This window comes from Peribacillus sp. S4 (assembly GCF_046715815.1).
Taxonomy (GTDB): domain Bacteria; phylum Bacillota; class Bacilli; order Bacillales; family DSM-1321; genus Peribacillus; species Peribacillus frigoritolerans.
The window spans coordinates 1817319-1842150 of record NZ_CP175708.1 but is presented as its reverse complement, the minus strand read 5'-3'; the positions used below and the strand labels follow the sequence as shown (position 1 = coordinate 1842150).

Annotated in this window: 18 protein-coding genes and 3 pseudogenes; 8 read left to right on the top strand and 13 right to left on the bottom strand. The window is 36.8% G+C overall.

Features of this window, described 5'->3' with window-relative positions:
- Nucleotides 1-66 precede the first annotated feature (66 nt).
- Nucleotides 67-603, bottom strand: coding sequence for a nucleotidyltransferase domain-containing protein (locus ACJ9PY_RS08865; RefSeq protein WP_411739801.1), 537 nt, complete (start codon nucleotides 601-603; stop codon nucleotides 67-69).
- A gap of 215 nt (nucleotides 604-818) precedes the next feature.
- Entirely contained in the window at nucleotides 819-1205 is a 387-nt protein-coding gene (locus ACJ9PY_RS08860) for a DoxX family membrane protein (RefSeq protein WP_411739800.1), read from the bottom strand.
- A gap of 390 nt (nucleotides 1206-1595) precedes the next feature.
- Here ACJ9PY_RS08860 and ACJ9PY_RS08855 point away from each other — a divergent pair, with 390 nt between their 5' ends.
- From ACJ9PY_RS08855 to ACJ9PY_RS08845, 3 genes are all read left to right on the top strand, one after another.
- Entirely contained in the window at nucleotides 1596-2543 is a 948-nt protein-coding gene (locus ACJ9PY_RS08855) for an IS110 family transposase (RefSeq protein WP_231892157.1), read from the top strand.
- A 92-nt stretch (nucleotides 2544-2635) separates the two neighbouring features.
- On the top strand, nucleotides 2636-2827 hold the full coding sequence (locus ACJ9PY_RS08850) for a hypothetical protein (protein ID WP_101226107.1): 192 nt from the start codon (nucleotides 2636-2638) through the stop codon (nucleotides 2825-2827).
- Between the two features lie 270 nt (nucleotides 2828-3097).
- Nucleotides 3098-4681 carry a vanadium-dependent haloperoxidase gene (locus tag ACJ9PY_RS08845; protein WP_411739799.1) on the top strand — a complete coding sequence of 528 codons (1584 nt, stop codon included), beginning with the start codon at nucleotides 3098-3100 and terminating at the stop codon, nucleotides 4679-4681.
- A 1114-nt stretch (nucleotides 4682-5795) separates the two neighbouring features.
- Here ACJ9PY_RS08845 and ACJ9PY_RS08840 read toward each other — a convergent pair.
- Both ACJ9PY_RS08840 and ACJ9PY_RS08835 read right to left on the bottom strand, forming a co-directional pair.
- A pseudogene (locus tag ACJ9PY_RS08840) lies at nucleotides 5796-6440 on the bottom strand (tyrosine-type recombinase/integrase); the annotation flags it as partial.
- A 479-nt stretch (nucleotides 6441-6919) separates the two neighbouring features.
- Complete coding sequence (locus ACJ9PY_RS08835; protein WP_328176011.1) at nucleotides 6920-8188, bottom strand: saccharopine dehydrogenase NADP-binding domain-containing protein; 1269 nt, start codon at nucleotides 8186-8188, stop codon at nucleotides 6920-6922.
- 435 nt (nucleotides 8189-8623) lie between these two features.
- Between ACJ9PY_RS08835 and ACJ9PY_RS08830 the strand changes: the two genes are divergently transcribed.
- Nucleotides 8624-9211, top strand: a complete 588-nt coding sequence (locus tag ACJ9PY_RS08830) for an SET domain-containing protein (RefSeq protein ID WP_096340642.1) — start codon at nucleotides 8624-8626, stop codon at nucleotides 9209-9211.
- A gap of 248 nt (nucleotides 9212-9459) precedes the next feature.
- Here ACJ9PY_RS08830 and ACJ9PY_RS08825 read toward each other — a convergent pair.
- From ACJ9PY_RS08825 to ACJ9PY_RS08815, 3 genes and pseudogenes are all read right to left on the bottom strand, one after another.
- A pseudogene (locus ACJ9PY_RS08825) lies at nucleotides 9460-9531 on the bottom strand (hypothetical protein); the annotation flags it as partial.
- A gap of 12 nt (nucleotides 9532-9543) precedes the next feature.
- On the bottom strand, nucleotides 9544-9957 hold the full coding sequence (locus ACJ9PY_RS08820) for a DDE-type integrase/transposase/recombinase (RefSeq protein WP_158226195.1): 414 nt from the start codon (nucleotides 9955-9957) through the stop codon (nucleotides 9544-9546).
- Nucleotides 9958-10671: 714 nt separating this feature from the next.
- A pseudogene (locus tag ACJ9PY_RS08815) lies at nucleotides 10672-11152 on the bottom strand (transposase); the annotation flags it as partial.
- A 488-nt stretch (nucleotides 11153-11640) separates the two neighbouring features.
- Here ACJ9PY_RS08815 and ACJ9PY_RS08810 point away from each other — a divergent pair.
- Entirely contained in the window at nucleotides 11641-12915 is a 1275-nt protein-coding gene (locus ACJ9PY_RS08810) for an IS110 family transposase (RefSeq protein WP_411739798.1), read from the top strand.
- 634 nt (nucleotides 12916-13549) lie between these two features.
- Here the strand turns inward: ACJ9PY_RS08810 and ACJ9PY_RS08805 are convergent.
- The 3 genes from ACJ9PY_RS08805 to ACJ9PY_RS08795 all read right to left on the bottom strand — a co-directional run bounded on the left by ACJ9PY_RS08805 (nucleotide 13550) and on the right by ACJ9PY_RS08795 (nucleotide 17057).
- A complete protein-coding gene (locus ACJ9PY_RS08805; RefSeq protein ID WP_411739797.1) occupies nucleotides 13550-14347 on the bottom strand; it encodes a fumarylacetoacetate hydrolase family protein in 798 nt (265 codons plus the stop codon).
- 130 nt (nucleotides 14348-14477) lie between these two features.
- Nucleotides 14478-15911: an alanine/glycine:cation symporter family protein gene (locus ACJ9PY_RS08800; protein WP_411739796.1), complete on the bottom strand. Its 1434-nt coding sequence runs from the start codon at nucleotides 15909-15911 to the stop codon at nucleotides 14478-14480.
- Between the two features lie 150 nt (nucleotides 15912-16061).
- Nucleotides 16062-17057: an asparaginase gene (locus ACJ9PY_RS08795; protein ID WP_106028534.1), complete on the bottom strand. Its 996-nt coding sequence runs from the start codon at nucleotides 17055-17057 to the stop codon at nucleotides 16062-16064.
- 1204 nt (nucleotides 17058-18261) lie between these two features.
- Here ACJ9PY_RS08795 and sda point away from each other — a divergent pair.
- The 3 genes from sda to ACJ9PY_RS08780 all read left to right on the top strand — a co-directional run bounded on the left by sda (nucleotide 18262) and on the right by ACJ9PY_RS08780 (nucleotide 20502).
- Nucleotides 18262-18408, top strand: coding sequence for a sporulation histidine kinase inhibitor Sda (sda, locus tag ACJ9PY_RS08790; protein ID WP_106028533.1), 147 nt, complete (start codon nucleotides 18262-18264; stop codon nucleotides 18406-18408).
- Between the two features lie 302 nt (nucleotides 18409-18710).
- Nucleotides 18711-19025 carry a hypothetical protein gene (locus ACJ9PY_RS08785; protein ID WP_034313398.1) on the top strand — a complete coding sequence of 105 codons (315 nt, stop codon included), beginning with the start codon at nucleotides 18711-18713 and terminating at the stop codon, nucleotides 19023-19025.
- A 355-nt stretch (nucleotides 19026-19380) separates the two neighbouring features.
- Nucleotides 19381-20502: a type II asparaginase gene (locus ACJ9PY_RS08780; RefSeq protein ID WP_411739795.1), complete on the top strand. Its 1122-nt coding sequence runs from the start codon at nucleotides 19381-19383 to the stop codon at nucleotides 20500-20502.
- Between the two features lie 193 nt (nucleotides 20503-20695).
- Here ACJ9PY_RS08780 and ACJ9PY_RS08775 read toward each other — a convergent pair whose 3' ends face one another.
- From ACJ9PY_RS08775 to ACJ9PY_RS08765, 3 genes are all read right to left on the bottom strand, one after another.
- Nucleotides 20696-22132, bottom strand: coding sequence for an amino acid permease (locus ACJ9PY_RS08775; protein ID WP_411739794.1), 1437 nt, complete (start codon nucleotides 22130-22132; stop codon nucleotides 20696-20698).
- Nucleotides 22133-22264: 132 nt separating this feature from the next.
- The gene (locus ACJ9PY_RS08770; RefSeq protein WP_411739793.1) at nucleotides 22265-23722 is read right to left on the bottom strand and encodes an aldehyde dehydrogenase family protein; all 1458 of its coding nucleotides are present in this window, start codon (nucleotides 23720-23722) and stop codon (nucleotides 22265-22267) included.
- Nucleotides 23723-23784: 62 nt separating this feature from the next.
- Nucleotides 23785-24825: a homoserine dehydrogenase gene (locus tag ACJ9PY_RS08765; RefSeq protein ID WP_411739792.1), complete on the bottom strand. Its 1041-nt coding sequence runs from the start codon at nucleotides 24823-24825 to the stop codon at nucleotides 23785-23787.
- Between the last annotated feature and the right edge of the window lie 7 nt (nucleotides 24826-24832).

Sequence of the window (24832 nt, the reverse complement as noted above, 5' to 3'; positions counted from 1 at the left end):
TTTTACTACTTCTTGTTAAACTAACCTGCCCCGTTAGTTCAGTTCTATAAGAATTTTACTTAACCTCTAACTTTTTGCATCAATTATCTGTTTAATAATTTCTATGCTTTTAAAATCCTTTGGACGAAGTGTTCTTCCTGTTCCTTGTTCGTAAACTCTTTTTTCCTCAAGTAATTGGTATGGGTTTAGAACATTTATTGATACACCTCTTAAATTATAAAGTTCCATTGGCAAGGCATCTTTCCTCCATACCCACTCTGGAAAACCGTTAGCGACTATATCGCCATTATCAGAATACCGAACAAATACAAAACTCACATCGACATTATTTTTGAGGAAATCGGTTTGAAACTCTCCTACAGGCTTTATTTGAAAACCAGCATTAACAAGAGCATGTTCCAAGTGCTCACGATAATGTAACCAAGTAACTAAATCAATATCAGTATGTGAACGAGTAATCTTTCCAAGAAGAAAATCTATCGCCCATCCGCCTCGTAGCCACAGGTTAAAATTAAGTGATAAGCAAATTTCATTTATTTCAAGAAGTATATTTAATTGTGATTTGCCTGTATCATTTTCTCCGGTAACATTCTTACAATCCATCCACATACACACCCTTTATGTACAAAGATTTTAAGCATTACCTTATTCTGCATAAGGATTGCAAAATCCTTCTTCAAAAAACCTGCCCCGTTAGTTGCATATAGAAAGAGCTGCCTTAAAGACAGCTCTGATCTTCAGTTAACGCACCCGTTGTTCAATAGCGTTATTGTAGAGTTGATACAAACTTGACGTAAAATGTGTAATTCAAGGAAGTATTAATGAGAAGGCTTTTTCTCCAAAATACTTTTAAAACTTTTTCTGTAACAAAACAACAAATAACTATTCATGATTACAATTATTACTGCTAAAACAAGTAACGAATGATCAAGGATCAAATGAAGTAAGAAAATGTTGGCTACAATTGGAGCCAATATTGCAAGTGCTAATGGGACAAATCGATTACTTAAAAGTAAAACTCCACAAACAATCTCTAAAAACTTTTCAAATATTAATAGATATTCAAATTTGAATAATGCCATCGCTTCGGGGCTAGTAGCAATAAATGGTTCAAAGTCAAAAATGACAAAATAACCGTTTAGACCTGCAATAAGGAAGATAAAACCTAAAAATATTCTGGAGAGATGTAAAAGGACTTTATTCAACCTGCACACCACCAATTTGATTTTAGTTTTAATTCTAATTTTATTATAGTTGGTTACTGCGCAGTACGATAAAACATTGTACTAATGCAACTAACCCTCCCCTATAGTTGCATAAGAAACTCCTATGGCGGCGCTCCGCCGCCACCATCTACTACGAAAATCTAAATTCAAAATAGAGTCTAACCCATTAACCCCTTGACAATAATGGAAAATAACAATACAACCAGGCTGAACTTTTTTTGGTGGATCTTAAGGAAGATACCCTGTATAAGAAACTGGTTGTGACAGTATGGAAGAACCATTTAGTGTACTGCTAGTACGTATACAAAAATTTTTGTAACAAATCTCCTGTCATATGTATTGTTAATCTTTTTTGAGGTGATTTCTCCTATGGAAGCAATGATTGAACGGTGTGCTGGCCTAGATGTACACCAAGAAACAGTAGTAGCCTGTGTATTATTTGGTCCATTAGATAAAAAGCCAAAGACCTCTATTGAAACTTTTTCAACTACAACAACGGGACTCTTGGCTTTAAGTGATTGGCTCGCTACCCTTCAGGTATCCGATGTTGTGATGGAAAGTACCGGAGTCTACTGGAAACCAATATGGAATATACTCGAAGGTTCTTTTCACCTTGTTCTTGCCAATGCCAGACATGTCAAAAATGTTCCAGGGCGTAAAACTGATGTGAAAGATGCCGAATGGCTTGCCAAGCTTCTAAGATGCGGACTTATTGAAAACAATTTTGTCCCACCAGAGGATATTCGTGATTTACGAGATCTTACTCGTTATCGAAAAAAATTGATTCATCATCGCACATCAGAGCAGAATCGCATTCACAAAATCCTTCAAGATGCTAATATCAAGCTAACATCCGTTCTATCAGACATTTTTGGTTTATCGGGACGTCGTATCCTTGAAGCGATTCTAAATGGTGAAAAAATAGAGACCGATGGTCTTCGAAAAATGGTGGATTGGCGAACAAAAGCAAGTATAACTGACATTGCCAGTGCAATTAATGGTCGTATTCGCCGTCATCATCGTGATATGTTGCGTTACCATTGGGATCATATGGGTTATTTAGAACAAACCATAGAAGAATTGGAAAAACAAATCGATCAACTCCTGTCCCCCTATCGTAAGGAAGTAGAATTATTGGATGGTATACCTGGTGTGAACAAAGCTGCCGCAGCCACTTTTATTGCGGAGATGGGTGTTGATATGTCCGTATTTAAGTCAGCTAAACATCTTGCCTCTTGGGCTGGTGTGAGTCCTGGAAATTACGAAAGTGCTGGTAAAAAAAAACGAGTAAAACCACACAAGGAAATAAAGCTTTAAAAACAATGGCCGTAGAATGTGTATTAGCAACATCAAGGCAAAATAATCGAATTGCTTCACATCGAAAAAGGATTACTAAACGACAGGGGAAAATGAAGGGACGAATCGCATCTGCCCATTTACTATTAACGATTACTTACAACATCTTAAAAACAGGAGAACCTTATCATGAACTAGGCTCAAATTACCTTGAAGAAAAACAAAATAACAAAGAATTAAAAATGATCGAATACCTAAAAAAGAAAGGCTATACAATCGCTCCATCTGAACAACAAACTGCATAACCAGTTAAATAACGACATAGTACATTTACCCCCATCAAAAAAATGAGAATATGGAGGGTTTATTTTAGCATGGCTTTTTTACTATTGTGTTTTCATACAAAAAAGCTGTCTTAAAGACAGCTCCGATCTTCAGCTAACGCACCCTATAGTTTAAGTATTTTTATTCACAAAATGATTCAAAAACCACTCCAAATCATATCCAATCTATTTGTTAGTTTGTCCAATCCTCCATTTAACTTTTGAATAAGTTATCAAATGGAGGTGTTAAAAATGGATAACGAAGAAAGTATGGATGAATGTAAAATGAAAAATGACAAAATTGCTAAGGACAAAAATTCGTGTCTTCTCGGTCCCTTATCTCCTGCAGAAAGACGCGAGGAGGCATTTGATATTCGTAAGGATGCTGCGAGATTCTACAAAAATCAGCCATTAGTTCACCATCCCTGTAATGGGGATGAAGATAGGTATCCAAATAAAATTGCCAGTTATACAAAAGCATTTCCGCATAATCAGTTAGGCGAGGTAAACATCCAAGCTTATAATAAATATTTAAAAGCATTGGAAACAGGAGACCCTAACGACTTTGAGAAGATTCCACTGGGTGGCGTTGTTAAACTAGTAAATCCACAGGGTGCTTATGCATTCGAATTAGTCGGACCTGATAGTCACCAATTGGTTATTCCTGCACCACCAGCCTTTAGCAGTGCTGAAATAGCTGGAGAGATGGTTGAGCTTTATTGGCAAGCATTGGCACGGGATATTCCTTTCAATATATATAATCAAGACCCATTAACAAATGATGCTGCAAAAGAACTTTCCAGCCTGCCTGTTTTTCGGGGACCGAAAAAGAATGGACTAGTCACGACAGGTACCTTATTTCGAGGGAACCTTCAAGGCGACTTAAATGGGCCATATATTTCACAATTTTTATGGAAAGATGCCCCTTTTGTTTCAACTAAAATTATCCAGCGATACCGTACCACTGTTCCTGGGGACGACCATCTAACTTCTTACGACGCCTGGCTGGCTGTACAAAACGGCTCCAGTCCTCCTACCCCAAATCGTTTTGACCCCCTACCTCGCTATATTCGAAATGGCCGGGATTTGGGAGAATGGGTACACAGGGATAGTTCCATTGATGGCGGGTTAATTGCTTGTTACATTTTGCTCAGTTTTGGCAGACAAGCTTTGGATCCGTCCAATCCTTACTTTAACTCTGCAACCCAGGTTGGTTTCACTACCTTTGGACCACCGCATATCTTGGACTTTGTGACAAGAGCTTCGCGTCCGGCTCTTGAGGCAGTTTGGTTCCAAAAATGGCTGGTCCATCGCAGTCTCCGTCCGGAGGAATTCGGCGGCCGAATTCAAAATCGGAAATCGGGTGTTGATTACCCGATCAATCCGGTAGTTCTGAATTCGGAAGCAATTGCCGAAACTTTTAATAAATTCGGCACCTATTTGCTACCTCAGGCATATGCAGAAGGAGCTCCTGCGCATCCATCCTATGTTTCCGGTCATGCAGCACTTATTGGAGCAATGGTAACAATACTGAAGGCCTACTTTAATGAATCGTTTGTAATCCCCGATCCGGTTGTTGCTAGTTCCGATGGTCTTTCCCTTATACCTTACGAAGGTCCGCCGCTTACGATAGGCGGGGAACTAAATAAACTTGCATCAAATATTTCCATCGGCCGGTCGTTCGGTGGTATTCACTACCGCAACGATTATTTCGATGGAATTATGCTCGGAGAATCTATGGCCATTGGGATAATGAGGGATTACAGAAAAACCTATAACGAGTTTTTCAAAGGATTCTCTCTCACAAAATTTGATGGGACAAAGATAACAATCTGAGAAAATAAAAGACACCCTGTATCTTTAAACTTGGTGTCTTTTAGCTTTGTGTCCTTTTTGATTTACTTCAGATTTGCCAACCAATTTTCACCTCCGCTTCACCATGAGAAAAGCTGCCAAAATAACAGCATCGTTGTTCAACTCTTGCACCCGTTAACGAAACAAGGTAGTATGTGTTATTCACAAGAAACAGACCAATTTAATGTTAAAAAATCTTGCTCGATTTTTGGTGTCTTATTGTTATCAATACAAGCATTTTTGGTGTATTCAAGCGAGATAGAGTTTAAAATAATAGCTACTACAAGAAATGATAAAATGATAACGGATGTAATAAAAAAAATTTTCTCTTTATCTTCATTTCAAAAACCTCCTTTTATAACTATTTTCCTTCTTCAACAATCCTGATAGTTCCATTAGAAAAAGCTGCCTAAAAGACAGCTCCGATCTTCAGCTAACGCACCCGTTACTTTAATAAGCACAAGAAGGGCTAAACCTAACAAGTGGTTCATTTATTTGTTGAATTTCTTAATTTCCTCAGTTAATATGTTCAATTTTTCTTCAATCCTGATAAGTTGATTGCTTCGTTTCTTATTAGAACGGAAAAATGAAACGACTATTATAATGGCTAATGCTAAAAAAAACCAAATTTATTAGCTGAAATATAACGTCTCCTACATTTATTGATGAACTATTCATTATGTTCGAACCCTCCAAAATAAAAATTGCTTTTAACAGTATTAGGTAAATGATTTAATCTTTTAAAATTTTTCTTTAGTAATAAGGTTGCAAATAAATGCAAAAATATAAAACACTGTGAAACAGACAATTAATTTAATTAATTGGTTAAGTATCCACATATTCGATATTTCTACATCTTTCATAGAGTCCAAAACAACATAGATAATAAATATTGATATAAACGATTTTTTATCCATAAATTCACTTCTTTCCGCCTATAATCACATTTTTTCAACATAAGCGAAAAAAATTCAATTTCATACCTGAAAATATTTCCACCTTGATGAACTAACCTGCCCCTTTAGTTTAAGTACATTTCTTCACAATCTCATACCGATATTAACATGAAGATCCAGTTTTATTTAGAAGTCCCATTCCGTTTGATAATATATCTCAGATTATCAATACTCATACGCCTGTTTGGCCTTCTTTCCGTAATAAACAAACAGGGATCCTCATCATCTCGCTCATCTAGATACCTTTTTATCCAAATGGAGCAACGAGTATTAAAGTACACTTCCCTTTCTTTATCACCTTGCCCATGTACAATGACTGAATTCGTAGAGAAATTAATATCATCACGATTTAATTTTACAACTTCCCCAATACGGCATCCGGTCGAATACATAAACTCAAACAGCGCATTCTCCATCGTTGTATGACAAGCCTCTCTTAGATGTTCTATCTCTAGTTCTGAAAGGAACTTTGGAATTCTTTTACCTAATTTCGGCTCTTTTAATTTAGCAGCAGGATTTTTAGGGATATAGCCTTCTTCATGTGTCCATTTGAATAGTGATTTAATGCAACGAACCCTATGCCCTAAACTAGATGGCTTTAAGTGATCCCCTACCTGTATTAGATATTCTTTTAGTTTCTCAGTAGTAATTTCACTCATGTCAATATCAACAAAAAATCGTAACAAGAGATTATATTGAAAACAATATGTTTTTAATGTAAGTGGTGAATATCCCTCAATTTTTTTATCTTGTTGATACTTTTTCCACGCTTCTGATAATAACATGACTCTTTCACTTTCCTACTATTTAAATCTATTAATCTAGATTCTATTATGTTCAAAGAGAGGAATTTTCATACACAAGTTATTCAACAATCGCAGACAAACAACTAATTACCAAACTATGAGAAACCTTGAAACACAAAGAAAAGGACCCTTTCTTTACTTAGGAAGAGCGCCCTATTGCGGAATAACTCATTAAAGAGTGCTGCTCCGTGTATTCCTCTTTTCTGACGAATATTGCACCTGTTAGTTCAATAACCCTTCATGTGAACGATTTCAATCATGGGCAACATTTATGAATGGCTACTGAAGCTACCCCACCACAAACAATAATAAGTGCTTTTCCCATTCTAATCTCCTAACTAAATAGATTTTGTAAATGAAAGAGGGAAGTCAATAACAAACTAACTAGCAGTGCATCAACTTATTAGGATGCTTTAGAAAACAAATGAATGCAGTGTCTCTGCTTATCATTAATCAGCCTATTCAATCCATTTGAGTCTTTGATGCAATAATCCATCGGAGCCTTTATTTTCTCCTGTGACAAAGTCAGTCATATGGTAGGTTAAATACCCTCCGTACTTGCTCTTGGTGTTGAGCAAAAGCTCATCAACATAATAGATACCTAAAGAAAGGTCATCCAGGATTATGCTGGCCATAGCAGCATAAATGCCACAAGCAACTTGGAAGTACGTGGCGTTTGTTTTGAATTTCGGATATATTTCACTACTTTTCATCACATTATATATATACTTTTCGCTATCCTCGTAAACTAATAGGACACCAACTAGGTCTTCACCTTCAATTTCACCTACATCCGGATCAAGTAATTGTTGATTCCAATCCCAGAGAACGTCTACATTAGCCAAATTATTTCGGATTGATTCCGTTGTATATTCATTAACACGATAAATAAACCCCAATTGCATATCAAATAATTTACCTAATGTAATCACTTCTTCATGTGGCATTAGACAACCATAAAACTCTTTTTGCCCTAACCTTACTTTATACTCCATTGCATATACTTCTTCATAAAAATATTGTGGCAAATGATGTTGGACAAACATAGGGTAGCATAATATCGCTTCATCCAGGAAGCATTCGACCGACCAAGAAGTATAGAGTGTGTTAGGTTTGATTAACGTTTTGTCTTTAAAAAAGGAATCGTCATGCTCCACAATGTAGCAGGCTAATGGTTTTCGATCCGGATTTTCGTTTATGAGTTTTATGGCCATCCATTGCACTACACCAGGATTCATACCCGAGCCAACAATCGCCTTCATATTGGTAAGGTTTTTTTTGCTACCTTCAAATCTAATATATCGCTCGGTCAATGGGAAACCATATAGACTTTCGTCCTCATCGACCTCAGTGTTCTCGAGGGCTGAATTGATGTAAAAAACACCTAATTCGTTACAGCATTTCATCATCTCAATTGTATCAGCCCATGAAACATCAATGACTACTTTCGTTTTTGTCTTTTTTAAATGTCTCTGAAAGTGACTTACATCCGTGAGATCAAGCTGGGAAATTTTGATTTTATCTGCAAGGTTTGGGAATAATTGGTCGTAATACTCTTTATCCTTTTGTTTAATATCAATTAGGTGAAGCTGGGAAATGCTAATGATGGGGTACATAGGGTCATTTTTATCTTGGGCGGATTGATTTAGAATGGCCAATACCGCTTTTGCAACACCTCCACTGCTGCCTAATATAGAAATGGAAAATGAACTTGTCCCATTTAACATTTCATCACTCCTTTCGCCAATTTATGCTGTACGTGAAACATGTGCAATGATTTCTTAAACAATATATGATTCTAATGATCGTTACGTATGTGCTTCTGTCTATGAATAAGAGAGGTGTTAGAATTAATAATATGAGATTTAGAATAAGTGCTTTTTCAACTAAGGTGGCAGTAGTTTATAGAAAGGGGTTATACCATTGAAGAAACATATCTGATTGAAGGTGTATTCGGCATTCAAAAGATATCCATTTATGGCAGGATGATTTTTGAATGTAAAAATGCTTCCGATTGTGGAACAAAAATAAAAGAGCTTTCTCGTTTTCCAGGGGGGACATTCCGCTGATTGAACTTGGATAAAATACGCGAACGAACTGTCACTTAAACGAAACTGCTGTATATAGTAATAGTAAGTTTTGAGAAAGGGTGAATAGGATCGATGATACATCCAGATACCGAGATTCGGTTTGTCAATGAAAAGATTGGTGTGGGCGTTTTTGCCACAAAAATGATCCCCAAAGGAACGATCATCTGGGCATTGGATGATTTGGACATCATTCTCGAGGAAGATGAAATTGAATCGCTTGATCTCGTACGAAGGGAAATTGTCTATAAATATGCCTACCTCAACGATGACGATTACTACGTGCTGTGCTGGGATCATGCCAGATACATGAATCACAGCTTCAGTCCAAATGTGGTATCGACGGTCTATGAGATTGAATTGGCGTCGAGGGATATTCTTCCCGGAGAGCAAATCACATGCGACTATGCTACGCTCGGGTTGGACGAACCTTTTGAGTGTGAACCGGAAGAAGGGACTTCTAGCACCGTAGTGATGCCGGATGATTATCTGTATCGCTACAAGGAATGGGATGAGTTGGCTAGGGAGGCATTCAAACAATTGAATCAAGTAGACCAGCCGTTGCGTCATTTGATTCGACCGGAGTTCGTCGACAGGGTAAACGCGATCGCAGAGGGACGTGCCGAGCCGGATTCCTTTCTTACGCTCTATGAAGAGGAGTAAAGGCAACTAAACAACCACCAGGACAGAAGGATCTGTTGGTTTGTCTATGTTCATTTAACCAGCTTTTTTTGGCGATCTAGCAAGATGGAACATGAATCATCAACGTGAGGGTTTATAACCCAGAAAAGACCGCACCTCTGTCAAGTAGACAGTGCTAAAAAAGACTATGCAGCCACCGTGATTCGGTATTCTACTGGAGCACGGTGGTTTAGTCGTTTTTGGAATCTCTTATAATTGTAATGATACATCTATGTTTCTATAGCTTGTATTAACTCTTCCTCTGTTTTACAATCAGTTTGATACAACATTTCTGTTTTGAAATGTGAAAAAAACTATTCTACACAGGCATTATCGAGGCAGTTTCCTTTGCGAGAGTGGCTGCCCCTTATGCCGTATTTGTTTAATCGTTTGCTGTATTTCTTAGACGTGTATTTGAATCCTTGATCTGAATGGAGGATAGTTCCGTGCACGTTTCTTTTTGTATTAAGGTCCTCAATAGTATCTAAAACTAATTTCAAGTTGTTTCTGTCTGGGATTTCCCAAGAAACTATCTCGTTATTATACAAATCTTGAATAACTGATAGATAGTAAAATTTATTCTGGAAAGGTATGTATGTAATATCGGTTACCAGAACTTCGTTTTTCTCTCTGTCTTTAAACTCCCTGTTAACCAAGTTAGGATACACTTTGGATCCCTTCTTGCCAAAATATCTCCATTTCTTTCTGATAACGGACTGAATTTCCATTAACTTCATTCTTACGAATTTATTACGGAGAATACGGTAGCAAGTTGGAGAAATATAAGGAATTTGATGGGTTTGATTTAGCAACCATCGATAACTTCGAGGTTAAGTGGCAAGACGACAACGTATCTTTGATTAATGTGTACCGAAAGGCTGAGGATGGAACTAGATTCAAAGACGAGACCATTCGCTTGGACACTTCCATTTAGTTCACAAATGGGTACTTATATTGAAGCATCCTCTCGCTAAACATCCTCCTTAAAACGGATTATATCAAGGTTTGATTAGTATGTGGAAAAACTTATGGAACTAACCTCCCTCAATAAACTAAACACAATCTCACGATTGCTCTAGAATTCTTAGGATTTCATAGTCATATCATTAACCGTTATCTATGTAAGCTCGGCATTACGCCTCAAGAATAGGGATTTACCGAAAAAAGTGCATGCTAAACTAGCTAATCATAGGAAAAAATTGGTTTAAGCAAGGTTATGATCGCACTTTAGGATATCCACATGTCTCATGGAGGTCAACCCTCCCATGTCTCACAGAGTCGATGCTCCTACATTCCTTCGTTCAACCTTTCCATGAGGTGGATGTCGGTCATGCTGCCCCACAGGATCTAAGTCCTTACGTTAGTTGCTTTGCCGACTAATCCGTGCTTCACTTTTAAATGAGTGTTAATTAAATGACCGTGTAACCTTAAAATTCAATGAATTATGCGACTGTTTGATGTACTAAAAATGTTGCCATATGAGGGATATCCTTTAACATCTTGTCTTCTTGAAACGTAAATTGTTTTTTACCGATTGAAAACAGAATGCGAATAAGCTTGTTACACAAGGCTATCAGAGATTGCATTTTCTTTAAGGGATTGTGGGAACGTGTTGTGTAATATATATAAAGAGCTTTAAAAGCCTTGTTCTTTGCCACCAGTATCATGGCTGTTTTCTTTTAAACTTAAACCTGCTAATTTTACGATTTGGCGAGGATGTTGATAGTCTCTGAGGTCTCCGACCTCTGCGGAAAACCCTGCTACTGTATCTCGACCGATCCCTGACACCTCTAACATCTGTGTGACACCTGGGATATGGTCTAATAACTGATCTAATTGATGATCTATTTCTTCGAATTTCATTTGAGTAAAATCATACTTCTCTAGTAAAGCTCTCAACTCTAATTTCGCCATAGCTGCCCCGTTAGCAATCCATGAAGCGCAAAAATCAGCGCTTCACCACAGAGAATGAAAATTGGCCTCTATGTCGATAATGTTTTTATGGCTGGCGAAGAAGGTCTTTGAACTATGGTGCCTTTGAGCCCATCCGTTAGTCTGACTCCGACGACCACGGTGTACCACCGATTGTCGCGCCCTTTATGGGTAGCACTCATGGGAGATTAATCCTTTTTTTGTCGTCGCGCTAGCCTCTACTTAATATGCTATGATTGGAGGTTTTTGTTTAACGATTGACCAAACTCAATCAGATTACTCATAAGGCTCACCTTTTTTTAAAAGCGTTTTTACTGGGTCTATTTTGTTGTGGTCTTTTCTAGATTTTGAGCTTTTTTAATTTTCATGGGAGCATTCCTGTAGATCGTTAAATATCAGGTTTGAAAAAAATAGAACCCCTCAGTAAGATACGAGTATAGAGACCAATCTAACTCAAAGTCTTAAGGAGAAGCCCTACTATGAATTTTAAAATGCAAAACAAACAAAATCAACTAATTGAGAGAATTACGGATCAACATCTAGTTGTTGGTGTGGATATTGCCCAACACGTACACGTGGCCCGTGCTGTAAACTTTCGGGGCATTGTGGTCGGGAAACCCCTGTCTTTTGAAAATAACGAGGAGGGTTTTACTAGCTTACTAAACTGGATCCAGGAACTAAAACAAATGAAAAATCTAGACACAACGATAGTGGGTATGGAACCTACCGGTCATTATTGGATAAACCTTTCAAAGTGGCTAGTCAAACAAAACATGGATGTCGTCACCGTCAATCCTCACCATGTCAAAAGAAACAAAGAAAATCGTGATAATACGCAATCCAAAAGTGATAAAAAAGATGCCCTTGTCATCGCTGATATGGTGAAGAATGGCTACTATGCCTTCGTTCGTTCCACTTCAGAATCATTTGAAAAACTTCGTGTCCTTATGGCTAACCGAGATGTGATCGTTAAGCGTCTTGTTAGCTCCATCAACCAAATTAATCGCTGGGTGGATGTTGTCTTTCCCGAGCTCCGGCAAGTGTTTAAAGACGTATCATGTAAAGGGGCAATCGCAACCCTACGCCTCTTTCCTACCCCAAATGAATTATGTTCCTTACAGCCTCAAGATATCGTAACCGGATGGAAATCATGTATGAAGCGACATTCCGGGCATAAAAAAGCCCGTTCCCTGCTTGTATTGGCCAAGCGTTCAATTGGGACGAAACAAGCCCTAGATGCGTATAAACTTCACTTGGGACAGTTATTAGAGGAATATGATCTCGCTTCATCCCAACTCGAAAGAGTGACGCAAGAAGTCACAAACGTCTTGGAACAGATTCCATTCGTTAAGCAAATACTTGCCATTAAAGGCATCAGCGAGATTTCCCTGGCGGGAATCTTAGGAGAAGCTGGAGATCTGAGTGGGTTCGCTCACGGGAATGCGCTCATTCGTCATGCAGGATTGCATCTCGCTGAAGCAAGCTCTGGGAAGTGGAAAGGCCAAATTGTTCTTTCCAAACGTGGAAGATCACGCCTGCGGCGTTACCTCTTCCTTGCGACCATGAGTATGGTGATGAATAACCCTGAGTTTAAAGCCCTACACTCGAATAATGTTAAAGTGAAGAAGATTAAGAAAATGAAATCCATCATGAAACTTTGTGGAAAACTCGCCCGTATCCTAGTAGGGATAGCTCGTAATGGCTCTGTCTATAAACCGGAAATGATCTTCCCACTTGAACAACTAGCAGCGTAAATTTACATTCACATTGTTATTTAACGAAAGTTGGCTTATCCGTAGGATTTCAAAGAAAGCACGAAGTACTGGATGTAATGAACAAAAGGGCAATGACCCGTTCCGTTAGCAAAACCGGCCTTCACCCCTTGGATAGGCATGACGAAGGAATGAAAGGGCATAGGATTATGACCCGTTGAGACATGGGAGGGAAAGCCTCCAGGGGCAGCGTGGAGAATGCGTGCAGTATATGTAATAATATGGGATTTTAAACAGATCCCCTATTTCAATCTGCCCTCATCTTATCAAAACGGTCCTATCTCTTTCGTTCATCTAAAGCAACCTATACCATGTGGTTTGAAATCCTGCGAATAAGCGAGTATTCGTGAGCATTATCTATTAAACTGAGGGAGTTCATTAAGGAATTGATTCAATACTCAACTATATTTAGCCATTGACCATCAGGTTTATCATTTATCTCAAATAAATTGACACCAAGCTCTTTAATACTGCCGTTTCTCAAGCAACACATGCGAATGCACGTACAAAGAAACTCTTCTTTCTTTTTATCGCGATGTCCCCTGTAACATTTTAAAAAGTCGGCTCATACATTTATGAATATTTTCATTTTTGGTATTAACAATTCAGGCACATCCTACTGAACCTCATTACACAACCGACCTATATTCTCGACTTCAACAACCACCACATCCCCCGACTTGATCGGGCAGCTGCCAGATGGTGAACCCGTGGCCAAAATGTCACCTGGCTCCAGTGTCATTACCTGTGAAAGCCAGCTGATTAAAAATGGAATGCTTAGAGACATTTCATTGGTATTCCCGTCTTGGACAACGCGGCCGTTTAAAGTGGTCACAATCCTTAAATTTGTAGGATCTACCCCGGTAACGATGCACGGCCCTAAAGGTCCGAACGTATCAAATCCTTTGCCCCGCGTAAACTGTGGATCTTTTTTTGTAAGATCTCTTGCTGTGACGTCATTAAATATCGTGCAACCAAACACATAATCAAGCGCATCTTCTTCTTTAATGTTTTTTCCTCGCTTTCCAATGACCAGGGCTACTTCCCCTTCAAGTTCCACTTGGTTGGATAGATCGTTTGGAGGAAGGATAATTTTCTCCTTGTCTGGAATAAGCGCAGATAATGGCTTTAAAAATAGAAATGGTTCTACAAGGTTTGCCTCTCCTCCTGTTTCCTTCGCATGATCTGCATATGTCCAGCCGAAATTAACCACCTTAGAAGGTTTTACAGGTTCCAAAATTTTCACGTCACTATATTTCAGCTCTACCCCGTCATACTTTATTTCCTTTTTGACAAGTTCCGCAAAACTGCTAGACAGTTGTAATATCATCTCATCCTCAACAATACCGTAATGTATTTTGCCGTGTTGATTCTGATAGCGAACTATTTTTTGTGTTTTTTGTAGCACATGCATTATGAATAAACTCCTTCGATGAGTAAGATATACTTACCTCAGATAATATAAAATTCGGCTCTCCTCATAATCACAAACAAGCCCCCTGTAGGGGATAATACCAAACCCTTATGTCTGAAAATTTTGTTTATTACATGATGTTTTCTTTTTTTATATTGGTAGCATCTTGAGAGTGCTCCCAACATTCAAGATTTTCAAGACCTTTAATGCTGTTTTTATAAAAAACTGGATCTTGACCAGCCTTTTTCTGTTTCATATAATCACTTAATGCTGCAAAAGCTACTTTTGATAATAAGAGAACGGCAATTAAGTTTACGATAACCATCAAGCCCATAAATAAATCTGCTAAATCCCATACAAGCTCGACCTTTGCAACCGAACCGAATACAATCATGGCGAACGCGCCTATTCGATATAGAATCAACCACACTTTACTTTTGTGTAAAAATCGAATATTTGTTTCCCCATAATAATAGTTACCAATTAACGAACCGAATGCAAATAGGAAAACAAAGATAGCAAGACAACCTGATGCCCAGGAACCGATGTGTTCACTTAATGACGTTTGTGTAAGTGCAATGCCAGTTAGCCCTGGTTGTTTATAAGCATCAGAAAGTAAAATAATAAATGCTGTACTTGTGCAGATGATCAGTGTATCCGTTAATACGCCAAATGCTTGAATAAGTCCCTGTTTCACCGGATGACTTGTTTTTGCCGTTGCGGCAACGTTTGGCGCACTCCCCATACCAGCTTCATTCGAGAATAAACCACGTTTAACTCCATTCATGAACGCAGCGCCTATTGAACCGCCTGCTATTTGTTCAAAGCCAAACGCGTTATTAATAATAAGAGAAAGAATTTCCGGCATTTTGGTTATATTCATTGCTACGACAAATAATGCCATTCCAAGGTATAACACACCTAGAATCATAACCTTGTATTCAGCAATTTTTGCAATACGCTTCACCCCGCCAAAGATAATCACAGCGAAAGCAAGTGTCATGAGAATCCCTACAGTTAAACGATCTGTACCAAATGAGTTCTCAAAAGCAATTGTAACGGTATTTGATTGTACAGAATTGAATACAAGACCGAAAGAAAGCGTAATTAAAATAGAGAATAATACTCCCATCCAACGTTTGTTCAATCCTTTTTCCATATAATAGGATGGGCCGCCTCGGAAACCAGTTTTATCTTTCACTTTATATACTTGCGCTAACGTACTTTCAATAAAGCTGGTTGCTGAGCTAATAATAGCAATAATCCACATCCAAAATATCGCTCCAGGACCGCCTAATGCAATCGCAATCGCAATTCCTGTGATATTACCTGTTCCAACGCGAGCGGCCATACCAATACAGAAAGCTTGAAATGGGGAAACGCTGTCTTTAGAACTAGTTCTCCCTTCCATTAAAACACGGACCATTTCCTTTAACATTCGAACCTGTACAAATTTCAATTTAAATGTGAAATAAATCCCACAAGAAACAAGCATAATAACTAATAATTTTGACCAAAGGAATTCATTTGTTACGCCGACTACATCATGTAATAATTGTTGCATTCTATCACCTCTTATAAAAAATTTACTAACTTAGAAGATACCTAGTTTTTTCACTGTAAAAATATCAACTTCATCAACTGATGAATTCTGTCCAAGGTCAGGAGTTATATAGCCCCAAATATTTGAATTAATAGCCTTGATGGCAATATCTCAAAAATATAATGTAATATCTGCTGCAATCGATGTTTCCATCATTTCTTTTACCTTTTTAGGATCTGTTGTTTTTCCTAGCACCCACATCAATTTCGGCACGATTGCTTCTGTGTTCATATTTTTAGAACGTACTACACGATTATGGTCAATTTTCCGACCGACTTCATATATCCCCATGTCTTCTCCTTCTTCTAGACATTGAGTCGTAATGACAACCGATACACCGTGCTCTATTAATTCAATTAATTTCGCCAAAATGTTGCGCACTTGAAAAGGAACACCACCACTTCCATAGCTCTCCACAACCACTCCTTTATACAAATCTTTTAGGCAGTCAAAAAATTCTGGCTTTATCCCAGGATGTAATTTCACAACCGCTACATCTGTACAAAGTGATGTATCTAATTGAATGTGTTTCTTTTTTTGAATATGAATCGATTCATTATATTCAATATGGTCATCATGCATCGATGCAACATACGGATAATTAATACTTTCAAAGGCATCATAGCTTTTCGTTCTAAGTTTAATCGCTCTTGTCCCTTGAATGACTTTGCCGTCAAATACAATATATACCCCACCTATATCTTCACAAGCAAAACGAATGGCATCTGAAATGTTTCGTTTTGCATCCGTTTTACTATACGAAATAGGAATTTGCGAACCTGTAACAACAATCGGTTTTGATGCATCTTGTAACATATAAGAAAGTGCAGCTGATGTGTAAGCCATTGTATCGGTACCATGAGTAATAATAAAGCCATCGTATTGATCGTAATGTTCGTAAATAGCATTCGCCATATCTACCCAAAACTCTGGTTGCATGTTGGTGCTATCAATGTTCATTAACTCTTTCGTATCAATACGGCAACGTACATTTAATTCAGGTATGTAACTTAATAGATCATCGGCATGCAGTTCAGGTACAAGTCCGTTTTCTCCTTCAAGTGAGGCTACTGTTCCACCAGTCGTAAACAACATTAATTTTTTCAATGATAATGGCTCCTCTATCTCTTTTTTACAATAAGTTTTTTAAAAGAAAGTATTCAATTCGCGTATGTTTATTCGATTCGCGCACTTTCCATGTAATTATAGTAACATAAATATAATAATTCAAGATAAAAATATTCAATTTCCGTAAACTTCCTCCACTTTTTGAATCCACAGAATGGTGTTTGCTTCCTGAATCTGAGCTGAGTTATTACAAATATCAAAAAGATGATTATTTCATTAAGATACTTAATTACAACTTAGATGAAATTAAGCCTAAAAACTCATATACATCAACTTGTTTATATGTTGTCAATGAGAATATTATAGTTTTTATTAAAATCTTTAATTAGGGGACAATTGATTTTATCCCATGTCGGATAATATACCGTCTGTCCAGATTTAAACATACAGTATCCTTAAAAATATCACGCAAAAAAAGCGATCATACGTTCAAAAGGCCGCCAATTGGCGGCCTTCTTATGGTGCTAACGCACCCGTTAGTTCATACAGGTTTGTTGGGTTGACACAAACTGTGAGGTGAAAATTAAGTTAAAAAGGACAAAAAAGATTACTTTTTCTTATCCTTTTCAAGTAAATCAATTATTCTACAACTTTTGTTCAATGCTTTCTGATTTGCTTGGCTGTTTAATAACGAGAGAAAGAAAAAGAAAAAAACACACCAGAAAAAATCCCAAATATAAAAATAAGGAAAACTAGTTGAAATATCAAATCACCAATATTCATATTAAATCCTACCTTTACTTCAATAAGGGGTTGCGCAGCACCCCCTTATGAAGTAAATCCCCTTTAGTTGGATAATATAAGCTACGATAATGAAAGCTACGATCTTCAAAAATAAACCACTTAATTGAAAACCGTCTATTGATAAAATAAATTATTATTTTAATCGGTGATTTTTAACCTTTATGTTAATAATTTGTATTTGTAAACCAGGAAAGTTAAATATATTGTGTTTAATGATGTCGGTATATGTTGTTTTATGTAGATTGAAATATAGAATAAATATGAACCCTATTTGTTACAAAAAAGTTCACTCTATATGTTAAGTTGGAGACTATCTTCGTTAATTATTAATTACTATAATTTGTCTTACTTGAGTTATTATATTTTTATTTATCACTTAATATTAAATACTTATATTGTATGTTTAAACGGGGGTTTAAAGAAATAAAAGAGGGAAGATATGAAAAAATTAAATGATCAACTATTGATAGACTCATACCTTAAAGCAATTGAATTAGACTTAGAAAAAAAATTCATCCTCGTTCTAGAAGAGGAATTGAAGAGAAGAGGTCTACCCCTTATCGATCAAAAAGGTAGGAGTAACTAATTAGTATATGCTTTAAACTGTAATTCTTTGCTTTGTTTTTTAACCCATACTATCTTGTTCCTTATTAGTCAATTCTCTGTATAAGGCTCGTTCAAGCTGTAAAACTAATTAACTCTCTAAGATCAACCTTTTAGTGTCAAAATATTGACTCAAATCCACTTTTAGAATTAATTAAATCTCTTACTTGAATTTCGACATAAACTTTCATTTGTCCTTTATGAACTAAACTGTAAACGGATTGATACGCAAATAGCATTGTTGAAGGAGACTTCTAATTAATATTCGTTAAGGAGTGATGAAAGATGATCAGCGTAACAGTAGATAAGTTAAAGTTCAAGAAACAATTATCGGTGATTGAACAAATCACACTGAAAGATTTTCTGTATACCTGGGTAGGTAGCTCCAGCAAGGGATTTGACGATTTTTTTCACCTTGAGTACACAGTAGATGTATTTGCCAAAATGGAAAAAACGACGAATGACACCGATTTGTTGATTTCTGATGATGATTATTTCAGATACATAACATTGACGGAAGATAATCAAATTGTGATAGGTGTTTTAGATATGAATTCAGAATTAAAACATAGAATAATTTCACTAGATAAGATTAAATAATTCTTCGTTTTCTTTAATTCATACAAAATGAGGCAGCGTGGTACACTGTCTTTTTTTATTTGTTCACTATATGTCTTATGGGACGTTACTGTCCTGCCCCAAAAAAGCTGCCTTAAAGACAACTCAGAGCTTCAGCTAATGCACCCGTTAGTTTTAGTAGATTTCTTCACATCCTTTTTAGTATTTCAGTTAATACAGGAATGCCGCCGTATGACGATTCTACAAGGAAGCTAACATTCTGAATTTCTATGGTTTTTTCCAACTGAATAAAAATCATGTAAGAAATATCAAAATATGATAGTATTTTCTATGTCATACATAATTTAATAATTAATAAAGAAGGAGCTAACTAGACATGAACATAAAAAAATATCTAGGAATCACGTTTCTATCAGTTACACTATTACTTTTTGGATCTATCACTGTTATCCATAGCTCAGCAAATAGTAATCCAAAAGAAGAGAGAGTAGAAGCAACTTCAACAAATCCAAAGTTAAACAATGTGAAAATTTTAGCTACTGGTGGAACGATTGCAGGTTCTGCTACGTCCAATACTGACACAACTGGTTATCAAGCAGGTGCACTTGGTGTTGAAACACTAATTAAAGCTGTTCCTGAACTAAAACAAGTAGCAAATGTGAGTGGTGAACAAATCGCCAATATTGGCAGTAACAATATGGATAATAAAACTTTATTAAAGTTGGCGAAACGAATTAATGAGTTATTAAAATCTAAAGACGTTGATGGTATTGTCGTAACGCATGGAACAGATACCTTAGAAGAAACTGCTTACTTTCTGAATCTGGTCGTAAAAAGCAACAAACCTGTCGTGATTGTTGGGTCAATGAGACCGGCTACAGCTATAAGTGCAGATGGACCTTTAAACTTATATAATGCTGTAAAAATTGCTGCTAGTAAAGATGCTAAGAACAAAGGTGTTTTAATCTCATTAAATGATCGGATAGGTTCTGCACGTTATATAACAAAAACCAATACAACCATGACAGATACATTCCAATCGGAGGAACAAGGCTATTTAGGAGCAATCGCAGGTAATAAAATACTTTTCTACAATGAACCTACTCGTAAACATACAACCAAATCGGTGTTTGATGTATCAAAACTAGATAAACTTCCTCAAGTGGACATTATTTATAGCTATCAAAATGATAGTAGATATTTTTACGATGCATCTGTGAAAGCAGGAGCTAAAGGGATTATAATAGCAGGTGAAGGAAACGGTTTAACTTCTGATACTGCTTTTGAGGGTGCTAAAGACGCTGTCAAAAAAGGCTTGATTATTACTCGCTCTAGCCGTGTAGGAAATGGTATTGTTACGAGAGAAAAGATTGACGATGAAAATAATTTTGTTACAGCGGACTCACTTAATCCTCAAAAAGCACGTATTTTGACGATGCTTGCATTAACAAAAACAGATGATCCAAAAGAAATTCAGCAATTTTTCAACGAATATTAATCATTAAAATTAGAAATTTCTAGATTAACTAAAAGTGAATGAAATTTAAAGCATACGATGGTATGAATCACCAACGTATGCTTTTATTTATTTTTGTACTAAGTTGAACTAAATTGTCCTAGTTGTATAAAGAAACAACAGCCCTTAGGGAAGTTCAAATTTCAGCTAACGCACCCATTAGCAAAAAAACTCTTTACTTAATATTCCTAATATAATCATCCGTTTCATTATAAGAATTTATCTGATTCGTATTTCCTCGATTTTTCATATAGTAGAAGAGATAGCATAAAATAATAAAAGGTACTCCACAATACAGAGCAATTCTTTGGCTCGCATCAAAAGCAAGACCTATACAAGAAGCAAGACACAAAACACAAGCAGCAATGGGTACAAAAGGATAAAATGGTGTACGGAATTTTAAATTTTTAATATCTCCACCCATTTTCAAAAAATGTTTACGGAACATGTATTGAGATAAAACAATCCCTATCCAAACTACTACTACTGCAAATCCTGATATAGCCACAAGTACTACATAAACTGTATCAGGTGCAAATACACTAGATAATAGAGATAAACAAGCTACTGCCATACTTATAACTAAAGCATTTAATGGTACTCCATTTGACGTTATCTTTCCAAAAAATGAACTTATCATTTTCTCATTTGAAAGAGACCATAACATACGAGTAGATGCGTATAGACCAGAGTTTGCTACTGAGAGTAAAGCTGTAATAATAACAAAGTTCATAATATCAGCTGCATAAGGAATTCCAATGTTGTCAAAAACCATCACAAATGGACTTTCAATGACTCCTGCTTCTTCCCAAGAGATTAAACCAGATAACACAAAAATTGCACCAACAAAGAAAAACATTGTTCGCCAAATTACATTTCTAATAGATCTAGGAACGTCTTTTTCTGGATTTTCGCTTTCTCCAGCAGCAATGCCAATAAGTTCTGTTCCTGAAAAGGCAAAATTAACGGAAATCATGGCCATAAAAACTGGAAGCAGGCCATTTGGGAAAAGACCCCCATCTGCAGTGAAATTAGAAAGCATGGGGGCAGAGGCTCTATCATCCATTGGAATAAATCCAAGCATTGCAGATCCTCCAAGTACAATAAATAAGATAATAGTAATTATTTTAATACCTGAAAACCAAAATTCGGTTTCTGCAAATATTTTTACTGAAAAGGAATTAAGTAAAAAAATTAGAATCGCAAAGACTGCGCTCCACATCCAAACAGAAGTGTTAGGAAACCACCTCTGCATCAACAGTCCAGAGGCAGTAAATTCGGAACCTACCGTTACCACCCAAGTAAGCCAGTACATTAAACCAATAGTAAATCCAGTAGCAGGACCGATATATTTGGTAGCGTAAGTTTGAAATGAACCTGTTACTGGCATAGCAACAGTTAGTTCACCTAGGCATAACATGACAAGGTACATGATTAATCCGCCTACTAAGTAAGCGAGAATCGTACCTCCTGGTCCAGCTTGGCTAATTGTATATCCACTGCTCAGAAAAAGACCCGTTCCAATTACACCACCTAGCGAAATCATGAACAAATGCCTGCTTTTCATTGAACGTTTCAACTGGTTTTCATTGGTATCATTTGTGTTTGGCATCTAGTCTCCTCCTCGTTTACTACTCTACAAGTACTTATTTTAATAGATAACAATATACAAAGTTTATATTGTTACAGAAAAATCAGAATCTTTAATATAAAGACTGACCTGCACAGGTCAGTCTTTATATCATCATATTGTTTTATTATTAACTTTAAAACAAACAACTTTTGGTTCAGTCATTTCTTGAAGTGCAAACTTAATTCCTTCACGACCTAAACCAGAACCTTTTACACCTCCGAAAGGCATCGCATCAATGCGATAATCTGAGCTATCATTTACCATAACTCCACCTACATCAAGTTTACGTATTGCTCTAAATGCCTTATCTAAATCACGAGTGAATATACCTGCTTGCAGTCCGAAATCTACACGATTAGATTGGGAGATAGCTGTATCAAGATCAGGAACATTATAAATGGTAACAACTGGGCCAAAAACCTCTTCAGTTGCCAATTTACAATTTTCTGGTACGTTAACTAGAACGGTAGGTTGATAAAAAGACCCTTCACGTTTTCCACCACAAAGCAACTTTGCACCTTTCTCAACAGCTTCATTTACCCAACTTTCAACACGTTTTGCTTCTTTTTCGGAGATCATTGGTCCCATATCTGTTTCTTCTAATAATTTATCACCTACTCGATATTGTTGAGTACGATCTATAAATTTACCAATAAAATCATGATAAACACCTTCTTGGACATATATTCTTTGTACCCCTAAACAATTTTGTCCTGCTGCCCAAAATGCTCCAGAAACAGTTGATTTCACAGCTTCTTCTAAATCAGCATCTTTCAATACAATAACGGGTGAGTTTGATCCAAGCTCCATACATATCTTTTTCAAACCTGCTTTTTGAATAATTGCTTTGCCAGTGGCAAGTCCTCCTGTAAAAGAAATCATTCGTATAGCTGAATGAGTAATTAGGCTATCTCCCATGTCACCTGGATGACCAGTAATGACGGATAAAATTTTCGGTGGCAAACCGGCTTTTTCAAAAGCTTCTGCCAATAAGAGAGCACTTAATGGTGTTACAGTTGCTGGTTTTACAATAATAGCGTTCCCAGCAGCAATAGCAGGACCCACTTTATGTGCAACAAGATTTAATGGATCGTTAAAAGGTGTTATAGCTACAATAATGCCAATAGGAAAACGATAATAGTAACCTATGCGATCTTCGCTTCCGGGCATTTGATCAAACGAAATGGTTTCTCCATTAATTCTCCTTGCTTCTTCAGCACTTATACGAAGTGTTTCAATACAACGTAGTACTTCTTTTCTTGCTTCTTTAATTGTTTTACTTCCCTCACGAGCAATAGTAGTTGCATATCTTTCCTTATTTTCAAGGATCCAGTCCGCAGCACGATGAAGAATAGCAATTCTATCGTGTGTTGGCATATCTGCTGCTAATTTAACTCCTTTTTTTGCTTCTTCTATTGTATATATGACGTCTCTTTCATTAGCAGCAGGAACTGTTGTGATTAAACTATGATCCTGTGGATCCAAGACTTCAATGCATTTATCACGAGATACCCATTCCCCAGCAAGAAACATCTTATTTTCATTTATTAATTTGTCAGTAAATATCATACAAAATCACCTCAAGATAAGTAATTTTTAACTTATAACTTTAAGACTGAAACGAATTATAATTATAATTGATCACGGTTAATATTGATTAAATCAATAAGAATCGAGAATCCTGTTTCTTTACGTCCAGCTCCGGCTCCAATTAAGGTAATCGGGCCCGCTAAATCACAATCATAAGTAATAGCATTTTGTGCACCTAAAACTCCAGCTAGAGGATCTGTAAGAGGTATAGCTTCAGGTCCTACCTTTGCAATAACTTTATCGCCATCCTTTATACATTTAGCAATTAACTTCCATCTCTTCCCTTCAGATTTTGCCCACTCAATGTCCTCTTCCGTAAGATGACTAATCCCTTCACATTCTACTTCTTCTCGTTTCATTGGAATACCCATTACAATGTTAGCAAGAATGGTAGCTTTATATTGAGCATCATATCCCTCAACGTCGCTAGTAGAATCTGCCTCTGCATAACCAAGAGCTTGTGCCTCTGACAATGCATCTTGATAACTCAATCCTTCTTCCATTTTAGTTAGGATATAATTAGTTGTTCCATTCAAAATCCCCCGTATTTCAAAAATGCTGTTCCCTGCCAATGAACTCAGAGGCATTCTTAATGCTGGGGTTCCACTCATAACTGTTCCTTCAAAGCCCCAACGAACATCATTTTTTTTTGCTAATTCAGCTAACTCTTGATAAGCTAGAGAAACCGGACCTTTATTACTCATTACTACGTTCTTTTTGCTTTCAAATGCTGCTTTACAATGATCAATGGCAGGTTGTCCTGTTTTTACATCAGTAAAGGTAATTTCAACAACAGTGTCTGCATTACTCTCACGTATTGTTTGAAAACTATCCCACCCTCTTACCAAGCTAGAGGTTTCAGGGTAACTATCTAATTTTCCTGTTTCCTTTACAGCTTGTAACGCTAAAGAAAGATCCAACCCCTTTGGATCATAAAGGGAACCTTTCATAACATCAGAAATAGCAACGATTTTTGCATCAAAGTTAAACCCACTACGTAGTGACTCACTTTTATCTTGTAAAATTTCAGCTAACCCTTGTCCAACTACACCAAATCCAAGTAATGCTATCCTATGTGTCATATTTCAA

Excerpts from the sequence above, each read along its gene's own strand:
- ACJ9PY_RS08865 (WP_411739801.1), bottom strand. The coding sequence starts at position 603 with ATGGATTGTAAGAATGTTACCGGAGAAAATGATACAGGCAAATCACAA.
- ACJ9PY_RS08855 (WP_231892157.1), top strand. The coding sequence starts at position 1,596 with ATGGAAGCAATGATTGAACGGTGTGCTGGCCTAGATGTACACCAAGAA.
- ACJ9PY_RS08850 (WP_101226107.1), top strand. The coding sequence starts at position 2,636 with ATGAAGGGACGAATCGCATCTGCCCATTTACTATTAACGATTACTTAC.
- ACJ9PY_RS08845 (WP_411739799.1), top strand. The coding sequence starts at position 3,098 with ATGGATAACGAAGAAAGTATGGATGAATGTAAAATGAAAAATGACAAA.
- ACJ9PY_RS08835 (WP_328176011.1), bottom strand. The coding sequence starts at position 8,188 with ATGTTAAATGGGACAAGTTCATTTTCCATTTCTATATTAGGCAGCAGT.
- ACJ9PY_RS08830 (WP_096340642.1), top strand. The coding sequence starts at position 8,624 with ATGATACATCCAGATACCGAGATTCGGTTTGTCAATGAAAAGATTGGT.
- ACJ9PY_RS08820 (WP_158226195.1), bottom strand. The coding sequence starts at position 9,957 with ATGGAAATTCAGTCCGTTATCAGAAAGAAATGGAGATATTTTGGCAAG.
- ACJ9PY_RS08810 (WP_411739798.1), top strand. The coding sequence starts at position 11,641 with ATGAATTTTAAAATGCAAAACAAACAAAATCAACTAATTGAGAGAATT.
- ACJ9PY_RS08805 (WP_411739797.1), bottom strand. The coding sequence starts at position 14,347 with ATGCATGTGCTACAAAAAACACAAAAAATAGTTCGCTATCAGAATCAA.
- ACJ9PY_RS08800 (WP_411739796.1), bottom strand. The coding sequence starts at position 15,911 with ATGCAACAATTATTACATGATGTAGTCGGCGTAACAAATGAATTCCTT.
- sda (WP_106028533.1), top strand. The coding sequence starts at position 18,262 with ATGAAAAAATTAAATGATCAACTATTGATAGACTCATACCTTAAAGCA.
- ACJ9PY_RS08785 (WP_034313398.1), top strand. The coding sequence starts at position 18,711 with ATGATCAGCGTAACAGTAGATAAGTTAAAGTTCAAGAAACAATTATCG.
- ACJ9PY_RS08780 (WP_411739795.1), top strand. The coding sequence starts at position 19,381 with ATGAACATAAAAAAATATCTAGGAATCACGTTTCTATCAGTTACACTA.
- ACJ9PY_RS08775 (WP_411739794.1), bottom strand. The coding sequence starts at position 22,132 with ATGCCAAACACAAATGATACCAATGAAAACCAGTTGAAACGTTCAATG.
- ACJ9PY_RS08770 (WP_411739793.1), bottom strand. The coding sequence starts at position 23,722 with ATGATATTTACTGACAAATTAATAAATGAAAATAAGATGTTTCTTGCT.
- ACJ9PY_RS08765 (WP_411739792.1), bottom strand. The coding sequence starts at position 24,825 with ATGACACATAGGATAGCATTACTTGGATTTGGTGTAGTTGGACAAGGG.